At 68.1% G+C, this 22,170-nt stretch carries 15 protein-coding genes and 2 riboswitches; of the genes, 8 read left to right on the top strand and 7 right to left on the bottom strand.

Going from position 1 to position 22,170, the window contains the following annotated elements:
- Window positions 1–8 precede the first annotated feature (8 nt).
- The 8 genes from I6I07_RS10995 to I6I07_RS10960 all read left to right on the top strand — a co-directional run bounded on the left by I6I07_RS10995 (window position 9) and on the right by I6I07_RS10960 (window position 11,895).
- On the top strand, window positions 9–1,514 hold the full coding sequence (locus tag I6I07_RS10995; RefSeq protein WP_198486652.1) for a M81 family metallopeptidase: 1,506 nt from the start codon (window positions 9–11) through the stop codon (window positions 1,512–1,514).
- 83 nt (window positions 1,515–1,597) lie between these two features.
- Complete coding sequence (locus I6I07_RS10990; RefSeq protein WP_198486651.1) at window positions 1,598–3,163, top strand: ABC transporter substrate-binding protein; 1,566 nt, start codon at window positions 1,598–1,600, stop codon at window positions 3,161–3,163.
- 26 nt (window positions 3,164–3,189) lie between these two features.
- Window positions 3,190–4,131, top strand: coding sequence for an ABC transporter permease (locus tag I6I07_RS10985; RefSeq protein ID WP_006391414.1), 942 nt, complete (start codon window positions 3,190–3,192; stop codon window positions 4,129–4,131).
- A gap of 9 nt (window positions 4,132–4,140) precedes the next feature.
- Window positions 4,141–5,046, top strand: coding sequence for an ABC transporter permease (locus tag I6I07_RS10980; RefSeq protein ID WP_061073274.1), 906 nt, complete (start codon window positions 4,141–4,143; stop codon window positions 5,044–5,046).
- 5 nt (window positions 5,047–5,051) lie between these two features.
- Window positions 5,052–6,737, top strand: coding sequence for an ABC transporter ATP-binding protein (locus I6I07_RS10975; RefSeq protein ID WP_198486650.1), 1,686 nt, complete (start codon window positions 5,052–5,054; stop codon window positions 6,735–6,737).
- Window positions 6,738–6,774: 37 nt separating this feature from the next.
- Window positions 6,775–8,184, top strand: coding sequence for an amidase (locus I6I07_RS10970; RefSeq protein WP_198486649.1), 1,410 nt, complete (start codon window positions 6,775–6,777; stop codon window positions 8,182–8,184).
- 50 nt (window positions 8,185–8,234) lie between these two features.
- Entirely contained in the window at window positions 8,235–9,710 is a 1,476-nt protein-coding gene (locus I6I07_RS10965) for a M81 family metallopeptidase (protein ID WP_198486648.1), read from the top strand.
- Window positions 9,711–9,924: 214 nt separating this feature from the next.
- A complete protein-coding gene (locus I6I07_RS10960) occupies window positions 9,925–11,895 on the top strand; it encodes a DUF945 family protein (protein WP_198486647.1) in 1,971 nt (656 codons plus the stop codon).
- Window positions 11,896–12,002: 107 nt separating this feature from the next.
- On the opposite strand, the gene gcvP is transcribed toward I6I07_RS10960, so the two are convergent.
- From gcvP to I6I07_RS10925, 7 genes are all read right to left on the bottom strand, one after another.
- Window positions 12,003–14,876 (bottom strand): aminomethyl-transferring glycine dehydrogenase, encoded by a 2,874-nt coding sequence (gene gcvP, locus I6I07_RS10955; protein WP_198486646.1) that lies wholly within the window; start codon window positions 14,874–14,876, stop codon window positions 12,003–12,005.
- 91 nt (window positions 14,877–14,967) lie between these two features.
- A complete protein-coding gene (gene gcvH / locus I6I07_RS10950) occupies window positions 14,968–15,345 on the bottom strand; it encodes a glycine cleavage system protein GcvH (protein ID WP_006385867.1) in 378 nt (125 codons plus the stop codon).
- A 97-nt stretch (window positions 15,346–15,442) separates the two neighbouring features.
- Window positions 15,443–16,543 carry a glycine cleavage system aminomethyltransferase GcvT gene (gene gcvT, locus I6I07_RS10945; protein ID WP_198486645.1) on the bottom strand — a complete coding sequence of 367 codons (1,101 nt, stop codon included), beginning with the start codon at window positions 16,541–16,543 and terminating at the stop codon, window positions 15,443–15,445.
- Between the two features lie 83 nt (window positions 16,544–16,626).
- Window positions 16,627–16,749, bottom strand: a riboswitch (glycine riboswitch).
- 33 nt (window positions 16,750–16,782) lie between these two features.
- Window positions 16,783–16,875: riboswitch (glycine riboswitch) on the bottom strand.
- A 92-nt stretch (window positions 16,876–16,967) separates the two neighbouring features.
- Window positions 16,968–17,861 (bottom strand): ZIP family metal transporter, encoded by an 894-nt coding sequence (locus tag I6I07_RS10940; protein WP_198486644.1) that lies wholly within the window; start codon window positions 17,859–17,861, stop codon window positions 16,968–16,970.
- Between the two features lie 28 nt (window positions 17,862–17,889).
- Window positions 17,890–18,504 (bottom strand): superoxide dismutase, encoded by a 615-nt coding sequence (locus I6I07_RS10935; protein ID WP_198486643.1) that lies wholly within the window; start codon window positions 18,502–18,504, stop codon window positions 17,890–17,892.
- Window positions 18,505–18,657: 153 nt separating this feature from the next.
- Window positions 18,658–19,860, bottom strand: coding sequence for an NAD(P)/FAD-dependent oxidoreductase (locus I6I07_RS10930; protein WP_198486642.1), 1,203 nt, complete (start codon window positions 19,858–19,860; stop codon window positions 18,658–18,660).
- Window positions 19,861–19,877: 17 nt separating this feature from the next.
- The gene (locus tag I6I07_RS10925; protein ID WP_198486641.1) at window positions 19,878–22,139 is read right to left on the bottom strand and encodes an arginine/lysine/ornithine decarboxylase; all 2,262 of its coding nucleotides are present in this window, start codon (window positions 22,137–22,139) and stop codon (window positions 19,878–19,880) included.
- Window positions 22,140–22,170: the final 31 nt, after the last annotated feature.

Here is a 22,170-nt window from a genome sequence, read left to right as displayed (position 1 = left end):
GAATCCTGATGCGCATCGGGATCGGCGGCTTTCAGCATGAAACCAATACGTTCGCGCCTTCGCGCGCGGCCTGGGAGGACTTCGCCGACAAGGGCGGCGGCTGGCCGAAGCTGGTCAGCGGCCCGGCGATGTTCCAGGCCGTGGCGGGCGCCAACATTCCGGTGGCCGGTTTCATCGAGGCCATGCAGCAGCACACGCTGCTGCCGGCCACGTGGGCCGCGGCCAGTCCTTCCGGCCCGGTCACCGAGGATGCGTTCGAACGCATCAGCGCGCTGATCCTGCAGGGCCTGAAAGCGGCCATGCCGCTGGATGGCGTGTACCTGGACCTGCACGGGGCCATGGTCACCGAGCACCTGGACGACGGCGAGGGCGAACTGCTCAAGCGCGTGCGCGCGCTGGTCGGCCCCGACGTGCCGGTGGTGGCCAGCCTCGACCTGCATGCCAACATGACGCCCGCGATGGTGCGCCACGCCGATGCGCTGGTCTGCTACCGCACCTATCCGCACATCGACATGGCCGAGACCGGCCAGCGCGCCGCCGCGCTGCTGGCGCGACGCCTGGCCGGCGCGCCGCGGCCCTGCGTGGCGTTGCGGCAGCTGCCCTACCTGATTCCGCTGTGCTGGCAATCGACCGACATCGAGCCGGCGCGCTCGCTCTACCAGATGGTGGGCGAGATCGAAACGCGTGGCGCCCAGAGCGTGTCGCTGGCCACCGGTTTCCCGGCGGCGGATTTTCCAGATTGCCTGCCCGCCGTGTGGGCCTACGGCGCGACCCAGGCCGAGGCCGATGCGGCCGCCGACGCGCTGGCGCGCGCGGTGCTCGATGCCGAGCGCGATTTCGGCGGCACGCTCCACACGCCGGATGACGCCGTCACCACCGCCCTGCGGCTGGCGCGCGAGGCCAGCGCGCCCGTGGTCATCGCCGACGCGCAGGACAACCCTGGCGCCGGCGGCAGTTCCGACACCACCGGCCTGCTGCGCGCCCTGATCCGCCACCAGGTGCGCGACGCCGCTATCGGCCTGATCGTCGATCCGGAAGCCGCATTGGCCGCGCACCGCGCCGGCGTGGGTAAAACGGTCCGCATTGCACTAGGTGGACATTCGGGTATTCCCGACGACGAACCGCTGGACGCGGAGTTCATCGTGGAGAAAACTTCGGATGGACGCTTCGATACGCACGGCGCGTTCTACCGCGGCTTCCACATGGACCTGGGCCCTAGCGCCTGTCTGCGCATCGGCGGCGTACGCATCGTGGTGGCGTCCAACAAGGTGCAGATGGCCGACCAGGAAATGTTCCGCTTCGCCGGCGTCGAGCCGCGCCGCACAGCCATCCTGGCGGTGAAAAGCTCGGCGCATTTCCGCGCGGATTTCACGCCGATCGCGCACACGATCCTGGTTTGCGCCGCGCCCGGCTCGATGCTGATGGATGCGGCAAAACAACCATGGACACGGTTGCGTCCGGGCATCAGAATGGCGCCTTGCGGCCCGGTCTTTGCCGGCGCCGCAGCCGACTGACCCTCGCACGCCGCGCCCCGGCGCGGCGCGTCAACGACGTAGCGGCAATCCGCGCCGCTCACTACGCATAAAAGGGGAATTTCATGCTCAAGTTCATCCGCGCGGCCGCGTTCGCCGGCGCCACCCTGCTGATGGCCCACGGCGCCTACGCCGACACCGTCATCAAGGCGGTGATGCACTCGCCGCTGCGCCTGACCGATCCGCACGCCACCACCGCGTACATCACGACGTGGCACGGCTACATGATCTACGACACCTTGCTGGCCACCGATGCCGACAACAAGATCCAGCCGCAGATGCTGGAGAAATGGGATGTCTCGGCCGACGGCAAGACCTACACCATGACGCTGCGCCCGGGCCAGAAATGGCATGACGGCAAGCCCGTCACGGCCGAGGACTGCGTCGCGTCGATCAAGCGCTGGGCCGCGGGCGACGGCATGGGCCGCACGCTGCTGAAATTCACCGACAAGATCGAAGTCATCGACGACAACAGCTTCCGCATCGTCATGAAGGAACCCACGGACCTGGCGCTGCGCGCCCTGTCCAAGCCGACCGGCACCGCGCCGTTCATGATGCCCAAGCGCATCGCCGAACAGGCCATCGGCCAACCGATCACCGACATGACCGGCTCGGGCCCGTTCAAGGTGGCCGAATTCAAGCCGGGCGTGAAGACCGTCTACGTCAAGAACACCGACTACGTGCCGCGCAAGGAACCCGCCAGCGGCCTGGCCGGCGGCAAGGTCGTGAACGTGGACAAGGTCGAGTGGGACGTGATGCCCGACGCCCTGACCACCGCCAACGCCCTGCTGGGCGGCGAGATCGACTTCGTCGAACAGTTCCCGTATGACCTGCTGCCGATGGTCGAGGGCAACAAGGACCTGAAGGAAGAGTCGCTCAGCCCGGTCGGCTACTTCACGATGTACCGCTTCAACTTCAAGTACCCGCCCTTCAACAACAAGAAGATCCGCCAGGCCGCGATGTACGCCATCGGCCAGGAAGACGTGATGAAGGCGCTGGTCGGCAATCCCAAGTACTGGAAGACGTGCGCCTCGCTGTGGGGCTGCGGCACGCCGCTGGAATCGGACATCGGCAAGGACGTGGTGGTGCCCTCGAACATCGAGAAAGCCAAGGCCCTGCTGAAGGAAGCCGGCTATGACAACACCCCGATCCTGGTGATGCACGCCACCGACGTCGGCACGCTGTCGGCCCAGCCCGTGGTGATGGCCCAGGCCCTGCGCAAGGCCGGCTTCAACGTCAACCTGGCGGCGATGGACTGGCAGAGCGTGGCGACCCGCCGCGCCTCGAAGGCGGCGCCGGCCGAAGGCGGCTGGAACATCCACAACACCAACTGGTACGCCACCGACGTGATGGACCCGGTGCGCTCGGCGCCGGCCGCGGCCAACGGCGACAACGCCTGGTTCGGCTGGCCCGATTTCCCCCAGGTCGAGGAACTGCGCACCAAGTTCGCGCTGACCTCCGATCCGGCCGAGCAGAAGAAGATCGCCGATGAGTTGCAACGCATCGGCATCGACGAGGGTCTGTACGTGCCGCTGGGCCAGATGTCCGTGCCCACCGTCTACACGACCAAGCTCTCGGGCCTGGTGCACGCGCCGGTGTTCGCGTTCTGGAACGTCAAGAAAGCCCCTTGACGGGCAGGTAGTTCAGGGGGAAATACATGCTGGCATTCGTCTCACGCCGGCTCCTCGCGACCATCCCCGTTCTGGTGATGGTCGCGGTGGTGGTCTTCGCGATATTGCGTCTGAGCCCGGGAGATCCGGCCATCATCATGGCGGGCGATGGCGCCACGCCCGAGCGTATCGAACAGATACGCCAGACGATGGGCCTGGATAAACCGGTCGTCAAACAATTCGTCATCTGGGGCGGCAAGCTGCTGCAGGGCGATCTCGGCACCTCGCTGATGTCCGGCGTGCCCGTGACCCAGCTCATCGGCCAGCGCCTCGAGCCTTCGTTGAGCCTGGCGGTGCTGACGCTGGTCTTCACGCTGATCGTGGCGATTCCGCTAGGCGTGCTGGCGGCCTGGCGCCAGGGCCGGCTGCTGGATCGGGCGGTGATGGGCTTCTCGGTGCTGGGCTTTTCGGTGCCGGTGTTCGTCACCGGCTATCTGCTGATCTGGGCCTTCGCCATCAAGCTGGGCTGGTTCAACGTGCAGGGCTACACCCCGCTGGCCAATGGCTTCTGGCTGTTCCTGCACCGGCTGATCCTGCCGTCGCTGGCGCTGTCCACGGTGTACATCGCCCTGATCGCTCGCATCACGCGCACCAGCGTCATCGAGGTCATGGGCGAGGACTTCATCCGCACCGCGCGCTCCAAGGGGCTGACCGAGACCGGCGTGCTGCTGGGCCACGCGCTGCGCAACGCCGCCGTGCCCATCGCCACGGTGGTGGGCCTGGGCATCGCGCTGCTGATCAGCGGCGTGGTGGTGACCGAATCGGTGTTCAACATCCCCGGCCTGGGCCGGCTGGTGGTCGAAGCCGTGCTGGCGCGCGACTATCCCGTGATCCAGGGCCTGACGTTGTTCTTCGCCTTCGTCTACGTGTTCATCAATCTGGTTGTCGATTGCGCCTACACGGTGTTCGACCCCCGTATCCGATACTGAGGCCACGCCATGCAAACGCCCACCGACGCCGCCGCGCAAGCGGCCGCCGATCTTCCCGGCGGCGGCACGCCCCACGTCACCGCCTGGCGCCAGATCCGCCAGGGCCTCAGGAGCTGGCCGGTCATGCTGGCCCTGGTGGTGCTGCTCATCATCGTCGCCATCGCCCTGTTCGCGCCGCTGCTGGGCACGGTCGACCCGACCTACATCAATCCCGGCGCGCGCCTGAAGCAGCCGTTCACCGACTACCTGTTCGGCACCGACGCGTTCGGCCGCGACGTCTGGTCGCGCGTGGCCTATGGCGCGCGCGTCTCGCTGATCGCGGGCCTGGGCGCCGCGGTCGTCAGCGTCGCCATCGGCCTGGTGGTGGGTGTCATCGCCGGCTGGTTCCGCTCGCTCGACGGCATCATCATGCGCACCATGGACGCCATCATGGCGATCCCCGGCATCCTGCTGGCGATCGCGCTGGTGTCGGTGACCGGCGCCAGCCTGATGACGGTGCTGGTGGCCATCACCATTCCCGAGATCCCGCGGGTGGTGCGGCTGGTGCGCGGCCAGATCCTGACCGTGCGCGGCGAACCCTACGTCGAGGCGGCGCTGGCGCTGGGCACGCCGCTGCCGCTGCTGCTGTGGCGCCACATGGTGCCCAGCACGATCGCGCCGCTGACGGTGCAGGGCACCTACGTGTTCGCCTCGGCCATGCTGACCGAGGCCATCCTGAGCTTCCTGGGCGCGGGCATCCCGCCCGAGATCGCCTCATGGGGCAACATCATGTCCGAGGGCCGCATGTACTTCCGCATGCTGCCCGGCCTGATCCTGTTCCCGGGGCTGTTCCTGTCGCTGACCGTGCTCAGCGTGAACATCCTGGGCGACGCGCTGCGCGACGCCCTCGATCCGAAAATGGTGCGCAGGATCTGATGCCGATGACCTACTCTCCCACTCCCCCCGCGGGCGACACCTCGTCCGCCGTGCTGGCCATCCGCAACCTGTCGGTGGAAGTCGGCGGCGCCGGCAACCGCGTGGTGCGCAACCTGAGCCTGGACGTGCACGCCGGCGAGACCGTGTGCGTGGTCGGCGAGTCCGGCTCCGGCAAGTCGGTCACCTCGCTGGCCGTCATGGGCCTGCTGCCGCCCGGCGTGCTGCGCATCAGCGCCGGCTCGATCCGCGTCGAAGGCGAGGACGTGGCCACCGCCACGCCGCGCCGCCTGCGCGAACTGCGCGCCACCCGCATGGCGATGGTGTTCCAGGAACCCATGACCGCGCTGAATCCGGTGCACACCGTCGGCAAGCAGGTCGACGAAGTGCTGCGGCTGCATCGCCGCATGTCGGCCGCCGAGCGCCGCGCCAAGGTGCTGGAGATGTTCCGCTCGGTGCATCTGCCCGACGTCGAACGCATCTACGATGCCTATCCGCACCAGCTCTCGGGCGGCCAGCGCCAGCGCATCGTCATCGCCATGGCGCTGATCCTCGAACCCAAGCTGCTGATCGCCGACGAGCCGACCACGGCGCTGGACGTCACCACGCAGAAACAGATCCTGCTGCTCATCAAGGAACTGCAGGTCAAGCACCAGACCGCCGTGCTGTTCATCACGCACGACTTCGGCGTGGTCGCCGAGATCGCCGACCGCATCGTGGTGATGAACCGCGGCGACCTGATCGAAAGCGGCACGCGCCACGAGATCCTGGCCGAACCCAAGCAGTCGTACACGCGGCGGCTGGTGTCGTCGGTGCCGAGCCTGGTGCCCTCGCACCGCGAGGCGCCCGTCGGCCAGCCGGTGCTGCACGTCAAGGGCCTGGGCCGCACCTATGGCGGCAAGAGCTCGCTGTTCTCGCGCCGCGCGCCGCAGAACGTGATCGCCGCCGCCGACGTCAACCTGACGCTGCGCAAGGGCGAGATCCTCGGCATCGTGGGCGAATCCGGGTCGGGCAAGTCGACCGTGGCGCGCTGCATCGTGCGCCTGATCGAGCCCACCGCCGGCCACATGATGATGGGCGGCGAAGACCTCAGCACGCTGTCCGGCGCGGCCCTGCGGCCGGTGCGCCGCCGCATCCAGATCGTGTTCCAGGATCCGTACCGCTCGCTCAACCCGCGTCGCACCGTGGGCGAGTCGATCATCGAGGGCCTGCTCAATTTCGGCGTGCCCCGCGACAAGGCCGAGCAGCGCGCCGGCGAGACGCTGTCGGTGGTCGGCCTGAGCCCCGACGCCATGCGGCGCTATCCGCACCAGTTCTCCGGCGGCCAGCGCCAGCGCATCTGCATCGCCCGCGCGCTGGTGATGGACCCCGAGATCCTGGTGGCCGACGAGGCCGTCTCGGCGCTGGACGTGTCGGTGCAGGCGCAGGTGCTGGAACTGCTCGAGCAGGTGCGCCAACGCACCGGCGTGGGCGTGCTGTTCATCACGCATGACCTGCGCGTGGCCGCGCAGATCTGCGACACCATCATGGTCATGCAGCGCGGCAAGGTCGTCGAGACCGGCGCCGCCCAGGCCGTGCTGACCGATCCCCGCCACGAGTACACCCGCGCCCTGATCGACGCGGCGCCCGGACGCGACTGGGACTTCCGCAACTTCCGGCCCGTGGCGGCCGGCCTTGCGTCCCCCGCCGCCTAGGAACTCCCCGGCAACCCACCGTCCATTGGAATCCGCCATGTCGCAACCGCATGAACTCTCGGCCCAGGAACTGCTGGCCGCCTATCGCAACAAGACCCTGTCGCCGGTCGAGGCGACCCGCTCGGTGCTCGATCACATCGCGCGCTGGGAACCGCACATCCACGCCACTTACGCGCTCGATCCCGACCAGGCGCTGGCCCAGGCACGCGCCTCCGAGGCGCGCTGGATGAAGGGCGAACCGCAGGCCTGCGGCGGCTACTCGCTGGACGGCGTGCCCGCCACCATCAAGGAAAACATCGCCACCCGCGGCGTGCCGGTGCCGCTGGGCACGGCCGCCACCGACCTGACGCCCGCCGCAGCCGACGCGCCGCCGGCGGCGCGCATGCGCGAGGCCGGCGCCGTGGTGCTGGGCAAGACCACCATGCCCGACTACGGCATGCTGTCCTCGGGGCTGTCGAGCTTCCATGCGCTGACGCGCAATCCGTGGGACCTCACCAAGAACCCGGGCGGCTCCAGCGCCGGCGCCGGCGCGGCGGCCGCCGCGGGCTACGGCCCGCTGCACATCGGCACCGATATCGGCGGCTCGGTGCGCCTGCCGGCGGCCTGGTGCGGCATCGCCACGCTCAAGCCCAGCCTGGGCCGCATTCCCATCGATCCGCCCTTCATGGGCCGCTGCGCCGGCCCCATGACGCGCGACATCGCCGACGCCGCGCTGATGATGGGCGTGCTGTCGCAACCCGACGCGCGCGACCACATGAGCCTGCCGTTCCAGGACTTCGACTGGCTCAACCTGGAACGGGACGTGCGCGGCCTGCGCATCGGCCTGCAGCTGGACGCCGGTTGCGGCCTGCCGCTGGATCCCGAGATCCGCGCGGCGGTCGAGGCCGCGGCCCGCCAGTTCGAAGCCGCCGGCGCCATCGTCACCCCGCTCGAGCCGTGGATGACGCCCGACATGCTGGACGGCGTCGACCGCTTCTGGCGCACCCGCTCGGCCATCGACCTGGGCGCCCTGCCCGAGGCGCGCCGCGCCAAGATCCTGCCGTTCATCCGCGCCTGGGCCGAAAGCGGCGGCGGCCAGACCGGCGAAGCCGTGTTCCGCAGCTACTACGAAACCCTCAACGTGCGCGCCAGGACGGTGGCCGCCACCGCCCCCTTCGACTACGTGCTGTCGCCGGTGGCGCCGGTGGTGGCCTACAACGCCGAGTGGGCCGCGCCCACCAACGAGGTCGCCACGACCATGCACCACATCGGCTACACGCTGCCCTACAACATGAGCGAGCAGCCGGCTGCTTCGGTCAATTGCGGCTACACCCGGGCCGGCCTGCCGATCGGCCTGCAGATCGCCGGCGCGCGCTTCGACGACCTGGGCGTGCTGCGCGTGGCCCGCGCCTGGGAGCGCATGCGCCCGGCCCAGCATCCCTGGCCGCAGCCGCCCCGCGCCGCCTGACGCCCGCCGGCAGAGTCTCCCTTTCCCTTTGGCAACCCACAGGAATTTCCATGCGTTGGCTTCTGGCAATGATCAAGCACGAGACGAACACCTTCTCGCCCGTGCCCACCCCGCTCGCGCGTTTCTTCCGCGGCAACCCTGAAATCCTGGCCGGCGAACGCGCCATCCGGGCCTACGAAAACACCGACAGCGGCCTGGGCGGCTATATCGAGGTGGCGCGCCGGGTCGGCGCCGAGATCGTGGTGCCGGTGGCGGCCGAGTCCTGGCCCAGCGGCCCGACCAGCGCCGAGACCCACGAGCTGCTGTGCAAGCTGGTGCTGGACGAGGTCCGCAAGGGCGGCTACGACGCCATCCTGCTGGACCTGCACGGCGCCATGGTGGCCGAGGGGATGGAAGACGCCGAGGGCGACCTGCTGCGGCGCCTGCGCGAGATCGATCCCGAGACGCCGGTGGCCGTGACGCTCGACATGCACGCCAACATCTACGCCGACATCGTCGACCACGCCACCGTCATCAGCGGCTTCCACACCTATCCGCACGTGGACATCCGCGAGGCCGGCGTGCGCGCCGCCAACGTCATCGTGCGTACGCTGCAAGGCGAGATCAAGCCGGTCATGACCTGGGCCGGCAAGCCCATGCTGCCGCACGTCATGTGCCAGGGCACCCACGCCGAGCCCAACAAATCGCTGCAGGAACGCTGCCGCCAGCTGGAGGCCGAAGGCGTGCTGGCGGCGTCGGTGTTCGTCGGTTTCCCGCACGCCGACATCCGCGAGGCCGGCCTGAGCGCGGTGGTCTGTACGGACGCCAACCTGGCCCAGGCGGAGCAATACCGCGACGAACTGCTGGAGCGCGCCTGGAACGACCGCGCCAAGTGGGTGTTCCATCCCGAGCCGCTGGCCCCCACCATCGCCCGCGCCAAGGCCATCGAGCAAGGCCCGGTGGTGCTGCTGGACCACTTCGACAACACCGGCTCCGGCGGCACCATGGACACCACCGCGGTGCTGGCCGAGGTCCTGCGCCAGGAACTGGACAACGTGGTGTTCTACGCCATCTGTGATCCGCAGGCGGCGCGCGAGGCCGCCACGGCCGGCGTCGGCAGCGTCGTCACCCTGCCGCTGGGCGGCAAGGTCGCCATGCCCGCCATCAAGCAGGCCAGCGAGCCGCTGACCGTGACCGGGCGGGTCAAGCTGGTGTTCGACGGCGTCTACCTGAACCGCGGCCCCATGTACCGCGGGGTACGCAACGACACCGGCCTGACCGTGGTGATCGACACCGGACGGGTCGAGATCGTGGTGGTGTCGCGCCACCAGGAGCCGTTCGACATCAATTGCCTGCTGTCGGCCGGGATCGACCCGCTGCAAAAGCGCTACGTGGTGCTCAAGAGCCGCGTCCACTGGCGCGCGGGCTTCTCGGCCATGGCCACCGAGATCATCGAATGCACCGGCGTGGGCGTCACCACCTCCGACTACGCCCAGCTCGACTTCCAGCACGTGCGGCGGCCGATCTACCCGCTCGACCCGCTCTGAAAACCGGTTTTGTCGACAATATGGCCGGCGCCCGAGGGCGCCGGCTTTCATTTTGAAATCTTCGGTAACCGCGCGCACTGCAACGTGCCGTTGCGCCTCGGTATACTCGCCGCGGGTCCTGACAGGCCGATGAACATGTCCGTGCCCCCCGACGCGCCGTCACCGGCGCCGCGCCGCAGGGACAAGACTCGACAATCAACGACAAAGCAAAACGATGAAAAAGAGCGTAGCGATCACCCTAGCCGTGGTCATAGTGGGAGCGGGAAGCTGGGTAGGTGCCACGTGGTACACCGGCAAGCGCATCGAGGAAAGCACCCAGCAGCGCCTGGCCGAGGCCAACGAAAAGCTGGCCAAGCTCACGCCCCTGTTCGGCCTGCGCATCGACCAGATCAAATACGAGCGCGGCCTGTTCTCGACCCAGGCGCGTTACGGCCTGTCGTTCGTCAAGAACGACAAGACCCCGGACGACATGCCCGCCGGCATGATCGAATTCGACACGCGCATCGAGCACGGCCCGTTCCCCAAGAGCGCGCTGGCGCGCGGCGCCATCGCCCCCAAGCTGGCCTTCGTGCACGCCGAGCTGGCCAAGACCGACAACGTCAAGCCGGTGTTCGAGCTGACCAAGGACGTCTCGCCGCTGGTGTCCGACGCCGTGGTCAGCTTCGGCGGCCACACCGCCTCGACCGCCCGCATCGCGCCGGTGAAGGTCGTCCATGACGGCAACTCGGTCGATTTCAGCGGCATGGAAATCACCGGCACCTTCGACCGCGGCCTGCAGGCGATCACCGCCACCGCCAAGACCGACACGCTGGCCGTGGACGGCAGCAAGAGCAGCGACCCGATCAAGATGCTGATGACGGGCCTGACGATGGACGTCGACAGCCGCATGGGCAAGTTCGGCCTGTCGGTCGGCGATTCGGCCATCAAGATCAAGCGCATCGATGTCACCAAGCCTGACGTCGACGTCAAGGTCGCGCTCGACAACTTCGGCTACACCGTCAAGCTGTCCGAAGACGACAAGAACATCAACATCCAGGCCGCCTACCAGACCGGCGAACTGAACGTGAACGACGTGGCGCTGGGCAACGGCCAGGCCGTGATCAAGCTGGCCAAGCTGGACGGCGCCGCGGTCAAGCAGCTGTCGGACACCTACAACCAGCTGATCCGCCAGTACATGGCCGGCACCCGCGACGAAGGCCTGAACGACGAACAGTTCCAGGTGCTGCTGGACAACGCCGGCAAGCTGCTCGCGGGCAATCCGTCGTTCAGCATCGACCCGATCAGCTGGAAGACCGGCAAGGGCGAAAGCAAGCTGACCGTCCAGCTGGACCTGGCCAACCCGCCCGACGTCAAGAACCTGACGCCGCAGGAAATCGTGGTCAAGGCCATCAAGCAGATCGACGCCACCCTGATCATCTCCAAGCCGATGGTGCAGGACCTGATGGTGCAGTACGCCATCAAGAAGGACGGCATGGCCGCCGACAAGGCCGCCGCCGAAGCCGCCGACAACGTGCGCAGCATGTCGGGCATGGCCGAGATGTTCAACGTCGGCAAGAACGACGGCGACAACATCGTCGGCAAGTTCCACTTCGCCGACGGCATGGGCGACCTGAACGGCAAGAAGATCCCGGCCGACGAACTGTTCTCGGGCCTGCTCGGCGCGACCGGCATGAACAGCGCGATGGACGACGACGAAGACGAAGCGGAGCCGGCCGCCGGCGCCACCGCCATGGACGACGACATGGCCGCCACCAGCAACGCCGACGTGGTCAATGAATTCGACGTCGACGCGGTCGCCCACATGCTCGAAGACATGGGCTACAACACGCGCAAAACCGACGGCGACGAAGGGCCGGTCCTGATCCTGGATGCCAGCAGTACCGGCGCCACCGACCTGCGCCTGGAATTCCTGTGCAACGACTTCTCCGAGAAGTGCTACGACCTGGTGGCCACCGCGACCTACGCCAGCAAGAAGCCGGCCACGCTCAAGGCCATCAACGCCTGGAACCAGGAATACCGCTGGACCCGCGCCTACCTGGACGACAAGAACCAGGCCGTGCTGCAGATGGACATGAACGCCGAAGGCGGCATTGGCAAGAAGAACCTCCAGATCCTGCTGAACACCTACTTCAGCATCACCGAGGACTTCGCCAACACCGTCACGGCGGCGCCGGCCAAGAAGTAAGGCGGCCGCGCAAAAAACAAAACCCCCATCTTGCGATGGGGGTTTTTTTTGCCTGTCGCCAGGCGGGCCTCGAGGGTGCGCCCCGTGGGGCGAACCCTCATGCGGCATCAGGCGTAGGCTTCGATCGGCAGGCAGGCGCACACCAGGTTGCGGTCGCCGTAGGCGTTGTCCACGCGCGCCACCGGCGGCCAGTACTTGGCATCGCGCAACGACGCCACCGGGTACGCGGCCTGCTGGCGCGGGTAGTCGTGCAGCCATTCCTCGGCCAGCAGCATCTGCGCGGTGTGCGGCGCGTTCTTCAGGACGTTGTCCTCGCGATCGCGTTCGCCGCGCTCGACCTGGGCGATTTCCTCGCGGATCGAGATCATCGCCTCGATGAAGCGGTCCAGCTCGGCCACGCCTTCGGATTCGGTCGGCTCGACCATCAGCGTGCCGGCCACCGGGAAGCTCATGGTGGGGGCATGGAAGCCGTAATCCATCAGGCGCTTGGCGATGTCCTCGGCGCTGATGCCGCTGGTGTCCTTGAGCGGACGCACGTCCAGGATGCACTCGTGCGCCACGCGGCCGTTACGGCCCGCGTACAGCACCGGGTAGTGGTCGCGCAGGCGGGTGGCGATGTAGTTGGCGTTCAGGATCGCGACTTCGGTGGCGCGGCGCAGGCCGTCGGCGCCCATCAGCGCGATGTACACGAACGGAATCGGCAGGATGCCGGCCGAGCCGAACGGTGCGGCCGAGACCGGGCCCACCTTGGCTTCGCCGGGCAGCTTGCCCTGTTCGTTGACCACGCCCGGCAGGTACGGCGCCAGGTGCGCGCGCACCGCGACCGGACCGACGCCCGGGCCGCCGCCGCCGTGCGGGATGCAGAAGGTCTTGTGCAGGTTCAGGTGCGACACGTCCGAGCCGAACTTGCCCGGCTTGGCCACGCCGACCATGGCGTTCATGTTGGCGCCGTCCAGGTACACCTGGCCGCCGGCCTGGTGCACCAGGTCGCAGATCTCGGTCACGGCTTCCTCGAACACGCCGTGCGTGGACGGGTAGGTGATCATCAGCGCGGCCAGCTTGTCGCCGACCTGTTCGATCTTGGCGCGCAGGTCGACCAGGTCGACGTTGCCGTTGGCGTCGGACGCCACCACCACCACTTCCATGCCGGCCAGCTGCGCCGACGCGGGGTTGGTGCCGTGGGCCGACGACGGGATCAGGCAGATGTTGCGCTGGTGCTGGCCGTTGGCCTGGTGGTAGCCGCGGATCGCCAGCAGGCCGGCGTATTCGCCCTGCGCGCCCGAGTTGGGCTGCAGGCTGATGTTGTCGTAGCCGGTGATTTCGCACAGCGCGGCCGACAGGCGCGTGATCAGTTCGTCGTAGCCCTTGCTCTGCGAGGCGGGCGCGAACGGGTGCACCAGCGCGAACTCGGGCCAGGTGATGGGGATCATCTCGGCCGTGGCGTTCAGCTTCATGGTGCACGAACCCAGCGGGATCATGGTGCGGTCCAGCGCCAGGTCCTTGTCGGCCAGCTTGCGCAGGTAGCGCAGCATGTCGGTCTCGGACTGCACGCTGGAGAACACCGGATGCTTGAGGATGGCGCTTTCGCGCGCCACGGCGGCGGGAATGCCGCCGGCGGCGGCGGCGTCCAGCGCGTCGACGTCCAGTTCGACGTCATCGTGCTCCAGGCCGGCGGCGAACACGTTCACCAGGGCCTGCAGGTCGGCGGCGGTGACGGTCTCGTCCAGCGACACGGCCAGGCGGGCGCCGTCGACGCGGCGCAGGTTGACGTGCTCGCACTCGGCGGCCGTCAGGATGGCCGGGGTGGCCGGGCCGGTTTCCAGCAGCAGCGTGTCGAAGAAGGTGTCGTTGGCGACCTTGATGCCCAGCTTGCCGAGTTCGGCGCGCAGGATGGCGGTGTAGCGCTGCACGCGCTCGGCGATGCGGCGGATGCCGGCCGGGCCGTGCCAGACGGCGTACATGCCGGCCATCACGGCCAGCAGCACTTGCGCGGTGCAGATGTTCGAGGTGGCCTTCTCGCGGCGGATGTGCTGTTCGCGCGTCTGCAGGGCCAGGCGCATCGCCGGGTTGCCCTGGGCGTCCTTGGACACGCCGACCAGGCGGCCGGCCATGTTGCGCTTGAAGGCGTCCTTGCAGGCCATGAAGCCGGCGTGCGGGCCGCCGAAACCGAACGGCACGCCGAAGCGCTGGGCCGAACCGATGGCGATGTCCGCGCCCCACTCGCCCGGCGCGGCCAGCAGCGCCAGCGCCAGCAGGTCGGTGGCGACGGCCACCACCGCGCCTTGCGCGTGGGCGGCCTCGGCCAGCTTGCGGTAGTCGGCCACCGAGCCGGTGCTGTGCGGGTACTGCAGCAGCACGCCGAAGCACTCCGGCAGGCCTTCGGCCTCGTCGCCGATGGCGATCTCGATGTCCAGGCCCTCGGCGCGCGTGCGCACGACTTCGATGGTCTGCGGATGCACGTGGCGCGAGATGAAGAACACCGGGCTCTGCGACTTGGCGCCGCGGCGCGCCAGCGTCATGGCTTCGGCGGCGGCGGTGCTTTCATCGAGCAGCGAGGCGTTGGAGATGTCCAGCCCGGTCAGGTCGGCGACCATGGTCTGGTAGTTCAGCAGGGCCTCCAGGCGGCCCTGCGAGATCTCGGGCTGGTACGGCGTGTAGGCCGTGTACCAGGCGGGATTCTCGAGAATGTTGCGCAACACCACGTTGGGCGTCTGCGTGCCGTAGTACCCCTGGCCGATGTAGTTGCGGAAGACCTTGTTGCGGCCGGCGATCTGCTTCAGCTCGGCCAGCACGTCGGCTTCGCTGCGCGACGGCGGCAGCGCCAGCGGCGCCTGGCTGCGGATCTTGGGCGGCACGACTTCTTCGATCAGGGCGTCCAGGCTGGGGCTGCCGATCGCGGCGAGCATGGCGGCCTGGTCGGCGTCGGAGGGGCCGATGTGGCGGGGAATGAAGTCGGTGTGGGTGTCTAGGGCGCGCGACATGGGGGGATCTCGAGATGGCGGTGTCGTCGGAGGGACGGACGGTGATGCATGGACGGGCGGCGGCGCCAGCGCCGCGCCCGCCCTGACGGGCTTAGCCGTTGGCGACGGCTTCGTAGCCGGCCGCGTCCAGCAGCTTGTCGGCATCGGCGGCGTTGACCGGCTTGATCTTGAAGATCCAGGCGGTGAAGGCCGATTCGTTGATCAGGTTGGGGTTGCTTTCCAGCTCGTCGTTGAAGGCAACGATTTCGCCGGCCACGGGCGCGTAGATGTCGGAGGCGGCCTTGACCGACTCGACCACGCCGGCGGTCTCGCCCGCGTTCAGCTTGGCGCCGACCTTGACGTCGCCGACGAAGACCAGGTCACCCAGCTGGTCCTGGGCGGTATCGGTGATGCCGACGACGAACACGTCGCCTTCGGCTTTGACCCATTCATGGGACTCGGTGTACTTGCGATCGGTGGGCAGACTCATGGGAACTCCTGGGGGATTCGGATAAGGAAATGGTGTTGCGCGCCTCGCGCCGCCGGCCCTGCCCCAAGGGGCCGGCCAGCGCCGCGAAGCTTCGAGTTTACGAGTGTTCGACGGCTTTGCCGTTACGGACAAACGGCAGTTTGCAGACCAGCGCGGGCACCCACTTGCCGCGGATGTCGACCTCGACCGTGTCGCCCGCGGCCACGCCTTGCGGCAGGCGCGCGAAGCCGATCGAGACGCCCAGGGTCGGCGACATGGTGCCGCTGGTGAGCTCGCCCACGCCGTGCGGGGTGCGCACCGCCATGTGGGCGCGCATCACGCCGCGCTCCTGCAGTTTCAGGCCGATGAAGGCGGCGGGCGTGGCGAACTGCTCCAGCGCGTCGCGGCCGATGAAACGGCGCTCGGGGTTTTTCAGGGACACCGTCCAGGTCAGCGCGGCTTCGCCGGGCTGGGTCAGTTCGTCCATGTCCTGGCCGTACAGGTTCATGCCGGCTTCCAGGCGCAGCGTGTCGCGCGCGCCCAGGCCCGCCGGGCGCACGCCCTGGGCCGCCAGGTCGCGCCACAGTTGCACCGCCTCGGTGGCGGGCAGCACGATCTCGAAACCGTCTTCGCCGGTGTAGCCGGTGCGCGCCACCAGGGTGTCGTCGCCGACGCGGGCGGCCACGAACGGGGTCAGCGGCTCGCTGGCGGCCTGCCAGGCCGGACGCGCGGCCCAGACCTTGGCGCGGGCGTTGGGGCCCTGCACGGCGATCATGGCCAAGTCGCGGCGCGGCGTGATGGTGACGTCGAACTTGCCGGCCTGCCTGACGCGCTGCATCCAGGCCATGTCCTTGTCGGCCGTGCCGGCGTTGACCACCACGCGCCATTCATCGGCGGCGAAGAAGTAGACGATCAGGTCGTCGATGACGCCGCCCTGCGGGTTCAGCATGCAGGTGTAGAGCGCCTTGCCGGGCACGGTCAGCTTGGCTACGTCGTTGGCCACCAGGCGCTGCAGGAAGGCGAAGGCGTCGGGGCCGGTGACGTCGGCGTTGAGCATGTGCGACACGTCGAACATGCCGGCGTCCTGGCGCACCGCGTGGTGCTCTTCCAGTTGCGAGCCGTAGGCCAGGGGCATGTCCCAGCCGCCGAAATCGACCATGCGGGCGCCGGAGGCGATGTGTTCGTCGGCCAGCGGGGTGCGTTTGAGGGTTGCGGACATGCGCGGGTACTCCGGAGCGGCAGCGGGGCCAGGGTTACGGAATGCCGCCGGCGGACAGGAAACGCCCGCGCAACGGCTGAATTTTCCGCCCCTCTGTCCTTTTGCCTGAGAGTTGCCCCGCGTGGCGGGTTTGCACCTTCGGCGCCTGGGCTGCGCGCTATGTCCCTATTTGGGCAGCGGCGCCAGGTCTCTCCAGAGTGCTGCTTTGCCGCGTCCGCGCGGTAAAAACCGGGACAGGGCAAACATGCGCGGTATGGGATACCTGAGCGATTCTGGGCGAATTGCGCCTTCGGCGGCGGCCGCGGACGGCCGCTCTCTCCCGCAACATGCGTGACAGCGCCGAAAGCATACCGCGAAACGCAGTTCCGTTGTTGATCCGCGGCCTCGATCCGAGGCCGCGGGCCGGCCCCCGCGAGGCGGCCGCTCAGCCCAGCGCGGTGTCCAGCAGCATCATCAGCACGAAGCCCAGCATCAGCCCGCAGGTGGCGTAGACCTCGTGCCCCTTGCGGTGCGATTCGGGGATGATCTCGTGGCTGATCACGAACAGCATCGCCCCGGCGGCGAAGCCCAGCCCCCACGGCAGCAGCGCCGCCGACCAGCCCACCACCGCCGCGCCCAGCACCGCGCCGACCGGCTCGACCAGGCCCGACAGCATGCCCAGCGCCACCGCGAACGCGCGCTTGTAGCCGGCGGCGATCAGGGCCACCGCCACCACCAGCCCTTCGGGAATGTCCTGGATGGCGATGCCGGTGGCCAACGCCGTGCCGCGCACCGGATCGTTGCCGGCGTAGCCCACGCCGATGGCCAGGCCCTCGGGCAGGTTGTGCAGCGTGATCGCGAAGACGAACAGCCAGGTGCGGCGCAGGCGGTGCGCCTCGATGCCCTCGCGGCCCTTGATGAAATGTTCGTGCGGCAACAGCCGGTCCATCAGCAGCAGCACCGCCGCGCCCAGCAGGATGGCGGCGCCCACCGTCAGGCCCGCGCCCCAAGGGCCGGCGCCCTGGGCCTCGGCCGCCGTGATGCCCGGCGCCACCAGCGAAAAGGCGCTGGCCGCCAGCATCACGCCGGCGCCGAAGCCGAACATGCTGTCCTGCATCTTCTGCGGGATGGTGCGCGCGAACAGCACCGGCAGCGTGCCGGCCGCGGTGGCGCCGGCCGCCACCATGCCGCCCAGCAGCGCGTCGGCCACGTGCGGCGCATTGGCATCGAAATAGACCCACGCCTGGTGCAGGCCCAGGCAGGCGACCAGCACCGCCAGCGTCCACACGCTGACGCTGGTGGCCGCGGGCCGGATGCGATGACGGCTGAAGGTGTTCATGGACTGCTGGCCTCCGCGCAACCCGGAATCAGCCCACGGCGGCGGCGTAACGGCGCGCCACCTCGGACCAGTCGATCACGTTGTAGAAGGCGCCGATGTATTCCGGCCGGCGGTTCTGGTACTTCAGATAATAGGCGTGTTCCCACACATCCAGCCCCAGGATCGGCGTATTGCCCTGCATCAGCGGGCTGTCCTGGTTGGCGCTGCTTTCCACCACCAGCTTGCCGGCCGGCGTCACGCTGAGCCAGGCCCAGCCGCTGCCGAAGCGCGTCAGCGCCGCCTTGGTGAAGGCTTCGCGGAAGGCCGCGTGGCCGCCCAGTTCGGCGTCGATGGCGCGGGCCAGCGCGCCATCGGGCTCGCCGCCGCCCTGCGGCGACATCACCGACCAGAACAGGCTGTGGTTGGCGTGGCCGCCACCGTTGTTGCGCACCGCGCCGCGGATGGCCTCGGGCAGTTGGTCAATGCGCGCCACCAGGGCGTCGACCGGCTCGTCGGTGGCGATGCCGGCGCCGTCCAGCGCGGCGTTCAGGTTGTTGACGTAGGTCTGGTGGTGCTTGCTGTGGTGGATTTCCATCGTCAGCGCGTCGATGTTGGGTTCGAGCGCGTCGTAGGCGTAAGGCAGGGGCGGCAAGGTGTAGGCCAAGGCGGTCTCCGTCGGGCGACGCTGCCGGTGATGACAAGCGTCTGATTTTTAGAAATACAAATGATAGGTATTTTTATTTGATATCACAACGATAACGTTGCAATGCCTGTCATGTGGACAGGCTATCGCCCGCGCAGCAAGGGTCGTGCCCGCCTACAGTGCGTTGCCGCAGGCCACGCCCGAGGCCCAGGCCCACTGGAAGTTGTAGCCGCCGAGCCAGCCGGTGACGTCCACGGCCTCGCCGATGAAGTACAGGCCGGGGGTGGTCTTGGCCTGCATCGACTTCTGGTCCAGCCCGCGGGTGTCGACCCCGCCGCGCATGACCTCGGCTTTCTTGTAGCCGGCGGTGCCGCTGGGCACCAGCGTCCATTGGTGGATGTCTTGTGCCAGGGCGCGCAGGGTCTTGTCGGGCGCGTCGGCCAGGCGCAGCGCCGCCAGGCCCGGCTTGCCGCCCTGCTCCGCCAGCTGCAGCCAGCGGTCGGCCAGGCGCTTGGGCCACAGGCCGGCCAGCACCGTGTGCAATTGCTGCCGGTTGCCGGACTTGGCGGCCAGCAGTTCGGCGGCCAGGTCGCGCCCCGGCGCCAGGTCGATGACGATCGGCTCGCCCGGTTTCCAGAAGCTGGAGATCTGCAGGATGGCCGGGCCCGACAGGCCGCGATGGGTGAACAGCAGGTCCTCGAGGAACTCGCCGCGCGCCTTGCCTTGCCCCGTGGCCAGGTTGACCTCGAGCGCCACGCCGGACAGTTCCGACAACGGCTGCCAATGCGCCGGATCGAAGGTCAGCGGCACCAGCGCCGGCCGCGGCTCGACCACCTTCAGGCCGAACTGGCGCGCCAGCTTCAGGCCGAAGTCGGTGGCGCCCAGTTGCGGGATCGCCATGCCGCCCGTGGCCACCACCAGCTTGGCCGCGCGGATCGCGCCCTGGCTGGTGCGCAGTTCGAAGCCGGCCTCGCCATGGGCCACTTCGGCCACCTGGCAACCCATGCGCCACTGCACGCCGCCGGCGTCGCATTCGGCGCGCAGCATCTCGATGATGGATTCGCTGGAATCGTCGCAGAACAGCTGGCCGCGGTGCTTCTCGTGCCAGGCGATGCGGTGGCGCTTGAGCAGCGCCAGGAAATCCTGCGGCGTGTAGCCCGCCAACGCCGACCGGCAGAAATGCGGATTGTCGGACAGGAAGTTGGCGGGGCCGGCGCCGAGGTTGGTGAAGTTGCAGCGGCCGCCGCCGGAGATGCGGATCTTCTCGGCCAGCCGCTCGGCGTGATCCACCAGCACCACGCGCAGGCCGCGCTGACCGGCGACCGCGGCACACATCATGCCAGCGGCGCCGGCGCCGAGAACGGCGACATCGAACATCAAGACTCCGGACCCGATCAGTCTTCGATCAGGCAGTCAACGTAGTAACGCTTCTCGCCGTCCGGACCCACTTCGTCGGCCAGGCCGTGGATGTAGGTTTCGAAGCCCGGGAAGCGCTCGTTGAACTCACGCGCGAACTGCAGGTACTGGACGATGGTGCGGTTGAAGCGCTCGCCCGGGATCAGCAGCGGGATGCCCGGAGGATACGGCGTCAGCAGCACGCCGGTGACGCGGCCTTCCAGCTGGTCGATGTCGACACGCTCGACCTCGCGGTGCGCCATGCGGGCGAAGGCGTCGGACGGCTTGAGCGCCGGCACCATGTCGCTCAGGTACATCTCGGTGGTCAGGCGGGCCACGTCGCGCTCGCGGTAGGCCTCGTGGATCTGCTGGCACAGGTCGCGCAGGCCCATGCGCTCGTAGCGGCGATGGCCACGGCAGAAGTCCGGCAGGATGCGCCACAGCGGCTGGTTGCGGTCGTAGTCGTCCTTGAACTGCTGCAGCGCGGTCAGCAGCGTGTTCCAGCGGCCCTTGGTGATGCCGATGGTGAACAGGATGAAGAACGAATACAGGCCGGTCTTCTCGACCACGACGCCGTGCTCGGTCAGGTACTTGGAGACCAGCGCGGCGGGGATGCCGGTTTCGCCGAAGCTGCCCGACATGTCCAGCCCCGGCGTGATGACCGTGGCCTTGATCGGGTCCAGCATGTTGAAGCCTTCGGCCAGGTCGCCGAAGCCGTGCCAGTGTTCGTTGGACTCCAGGACCCATTCATTGCGGTTGCCGATGCCTTCGGACACCAGGCGGTTCGGGCCCCAGACCTTGAACCACCAGTCGTTCTTGCCGAACTCGGACTCCACCTTGCGCATGGCGCGGCGGAAGTCCATGGCTTCGCGGATGCTTTCCTCGACCAGCGCGGTGCCGCCCGGGGGCTCCATCATGGCCGCGGCCACGTCGCACGACGCGATGATCGCGTACTGCGGCGAGGTCGACGTGTGCATCAGGTAGGCTTCGTTGAAGACGTTGCGGTCGAGCTTGCGGGTCTCGGACTCCTGCACGATGATCTGCGAGGCCTGCGAGATGCCGGCCAGCAGCTTGTGCGTGGAGTGGGTGGCGAACACCATCGCGTCCTTGCTGCGCGGACGATCCTGGCCGATCGCGTGCATGTCCTGGTAGAACTCGTGGAACGAGGCGTGCGGCAGCCAGGCTTCATCGAAGTGCAGCGTGTCGACATAGCTGCCCAGCTGCTCCTTGATCATCTCGACGTTGTAGATCACGCCGTCGTAGGTGCTCTGCGTCAGCGTCAGGATGCGCGGGTTCTTGTTCACCGCTTCGCGCGCGAACGGGTTGGCCTCGATCTTCTTGCGGATGTTGTCCGGGTGGAACTCTTCCAGCGGGATCGGGCCGATGATGCCCAGGTGGTTGCGCGTCGGGCGCAGGAACACCGGGATCGCGCCCGTCATGGTGATGGCGTGCAGGATCGACTTGTGGCAGTTGCGGTCCACCACCACCACGTCGCCGGCGGCGACGTTGGCGTGCCACACCACCTTGTTCGAGGTCGAGGTGCCGTTGGTCACGAAATAGCAGTGGTCGGCGTGGAAGATGCGCGCCGCGTTCAGTTCCGATTCGGCCACGGGGCCGGTGTGGTCCAGCAGCTGGCCCAGTTCGTCGACGGCGTTGCAGACGTCGGCGCGCAGCATGTTCTCGCCGAAGAACTGGTGGAACATCTGGCCCACCGGGCTCTTCAGGAACGCCACGCCGCCCGAGTGGCCGGGACAGTGCCAGGAATAGGAACCATCCTGCGCGTACTTGACCAGCTCGCGGAAGAACGGCGGCGGCAGGCTGTCGACGTAGCTGCGGGCTTCGCGGATGATGTGGCGCGCCACGAATTCGGGGGTGTCCTCGAACATGTGGATGAAGCCGTGCAGCTCGCGCAGGATGTCGTTCGGAATGTGTTCCGAGGTGCGCGTCTCGCCATACAGGTAGATGGGGATGTCGGCGTTGCGAAAGCGCAGTTCGCCGATGAAGGTGCGCAGGTTCTTGATCGCGCTGGCCACGTCCTCGGGCGAATCCACGTCGAACTCTTCATCGTCGATCGACAGGATGAAGGCGCTGGCACGGCTCTGCTGCTGGGCGAACGAACTCAGGTCGCCGTAACTGGTCACCCCGATCACCTCGACGCCCTCGGCCTCGATCGCCGAAGACAAAGCACGGATACCCAGACCGGACGCGTTCTCGGAACGGTAGTCCTCGTCGATGATGAAGATGGGGAAGCGGAATTTCATGCAGGCGCTCCTGGGGGCAAGGCGAATCGGA

Origin of the sequence: Achromobacter deleyi (assembly GCF_016127315.1) — a bacterium.
GTDB classification, from domain to species: Bacteria; Pseudomonadota; Gammaproteobacteria; order Burkholderiales; family Burkholderiaceae_B; genus Achromobacter; species Achromobacter insuavis_A.
This window is presented reverse-complemented; position numbering and strand designations above follow the sequence as displayed.

What these genes read in the sequence shown, in the direction of transcription:
- I6I07_RS10995 (WP_198486652.1), top strand. Translation starts at nt 9, where the DNA reads ATGCGCATCGGGATCGGCGGCTTTCAGCATGAAACCAATACGTTCGCG.
- I6I07_RS10990 (WP_198486651.1), top strand. Translation starts at nt 1,598, where the DNA reads ATGCTCAAGTTCATCCGCGCGGCCGCGTTCGCCGGCGCCACCCTGCTG.
- I6I07_RS10985 (WP_006391414.1), top strand. Translation starts at nt 3,190, where the DNA reads ATGCTGGCATTCGTCTCACGCCGGCTCCTCGCGACCATCCCCGTTCTG.
- I6I07_RS10980 (WP_061073274.1), top strand. Translation starts at nt 4,141, where the DNA reads ATGCAAACGCCCACCGACGCCGCCGCGCAAGCGGCCGCCGATCTTCCC.
- I6I07_RS10975 (WP_198486650.1), top strand. Translation starts at nt 5,052, where the DNA reads ATGACCTACTCTCCCACTCCCCCCGCGGGCGACACCTCGTCCGCCGTG.
- I6I07_RS10970 (WP_198486649.1), top strand. Translation starts at nt 6,775, where the DNA reads ATGTCGCAACCGCATGAACTCTCGGCCCAGGAACTGCTGGCCGCCTAT.
- I6I07_RS10965 (WP_198486648.1), top strand. Translation starts at nt 8,235, where the DNA reads ATGCGTTGGCTTCTGGCAATGATCAAGCACGAGACGAACACCTTCTCG.
- I6I07_RS10960 (WP_198486647.1), top strand. Translation starts at nt 9,925, where the DNA reads ATGAAAAAGAGCGTAGCGATCACCCTAGCCGTGGTCATAGTGGGAGCG.
- gcvP (WP_198486646.1), bottom strand. Translation starts at nt 14,876, where the DNA reads ATGTCGCGCGCCCTAGACACCCACACCGACTTCATTCCCCGCCACATC.
- gcvH (WP_006385867.1), bottom strand. Translation starts at nt 15,345, where the DNA reads ATGAGTCTGCCCACCGATCGCAAGTACACCGAGTCCCATGAATGGGTC.
- gcvT (WP_198486645.1), bottom strand. Translation starts at nt 16,543, where the DNA reads ATGTCCGCAACCCTCAAACGCACCCCGCTGGCCGACGAACACATCGCC.
- I6I07_RS10940 (WP_198486644.1), bottom strand. Translation starts at nt 17,861, where the DNA reads ATGAACACCTTCAGCCGTCATCGCATCCGGCCCGCGGCCACCAGCGTC.
- I6I07_RS10930 (WP_198486642.1), bottom strand. Translation starts at nt 19,860, where the DNA reads ATGTTCGATGTCGCCGTTCTCGGCGCCGGCGCCGCTGGCATGATGTGT.
- I6I07_RS10925 (WP_198486641.1), bottom strand. Translation starts at nt 22,139, where the DNA reads ATGAAATTCCGCTTCCCCATCTTCATCATCGACGAGGACTACCGTTCC.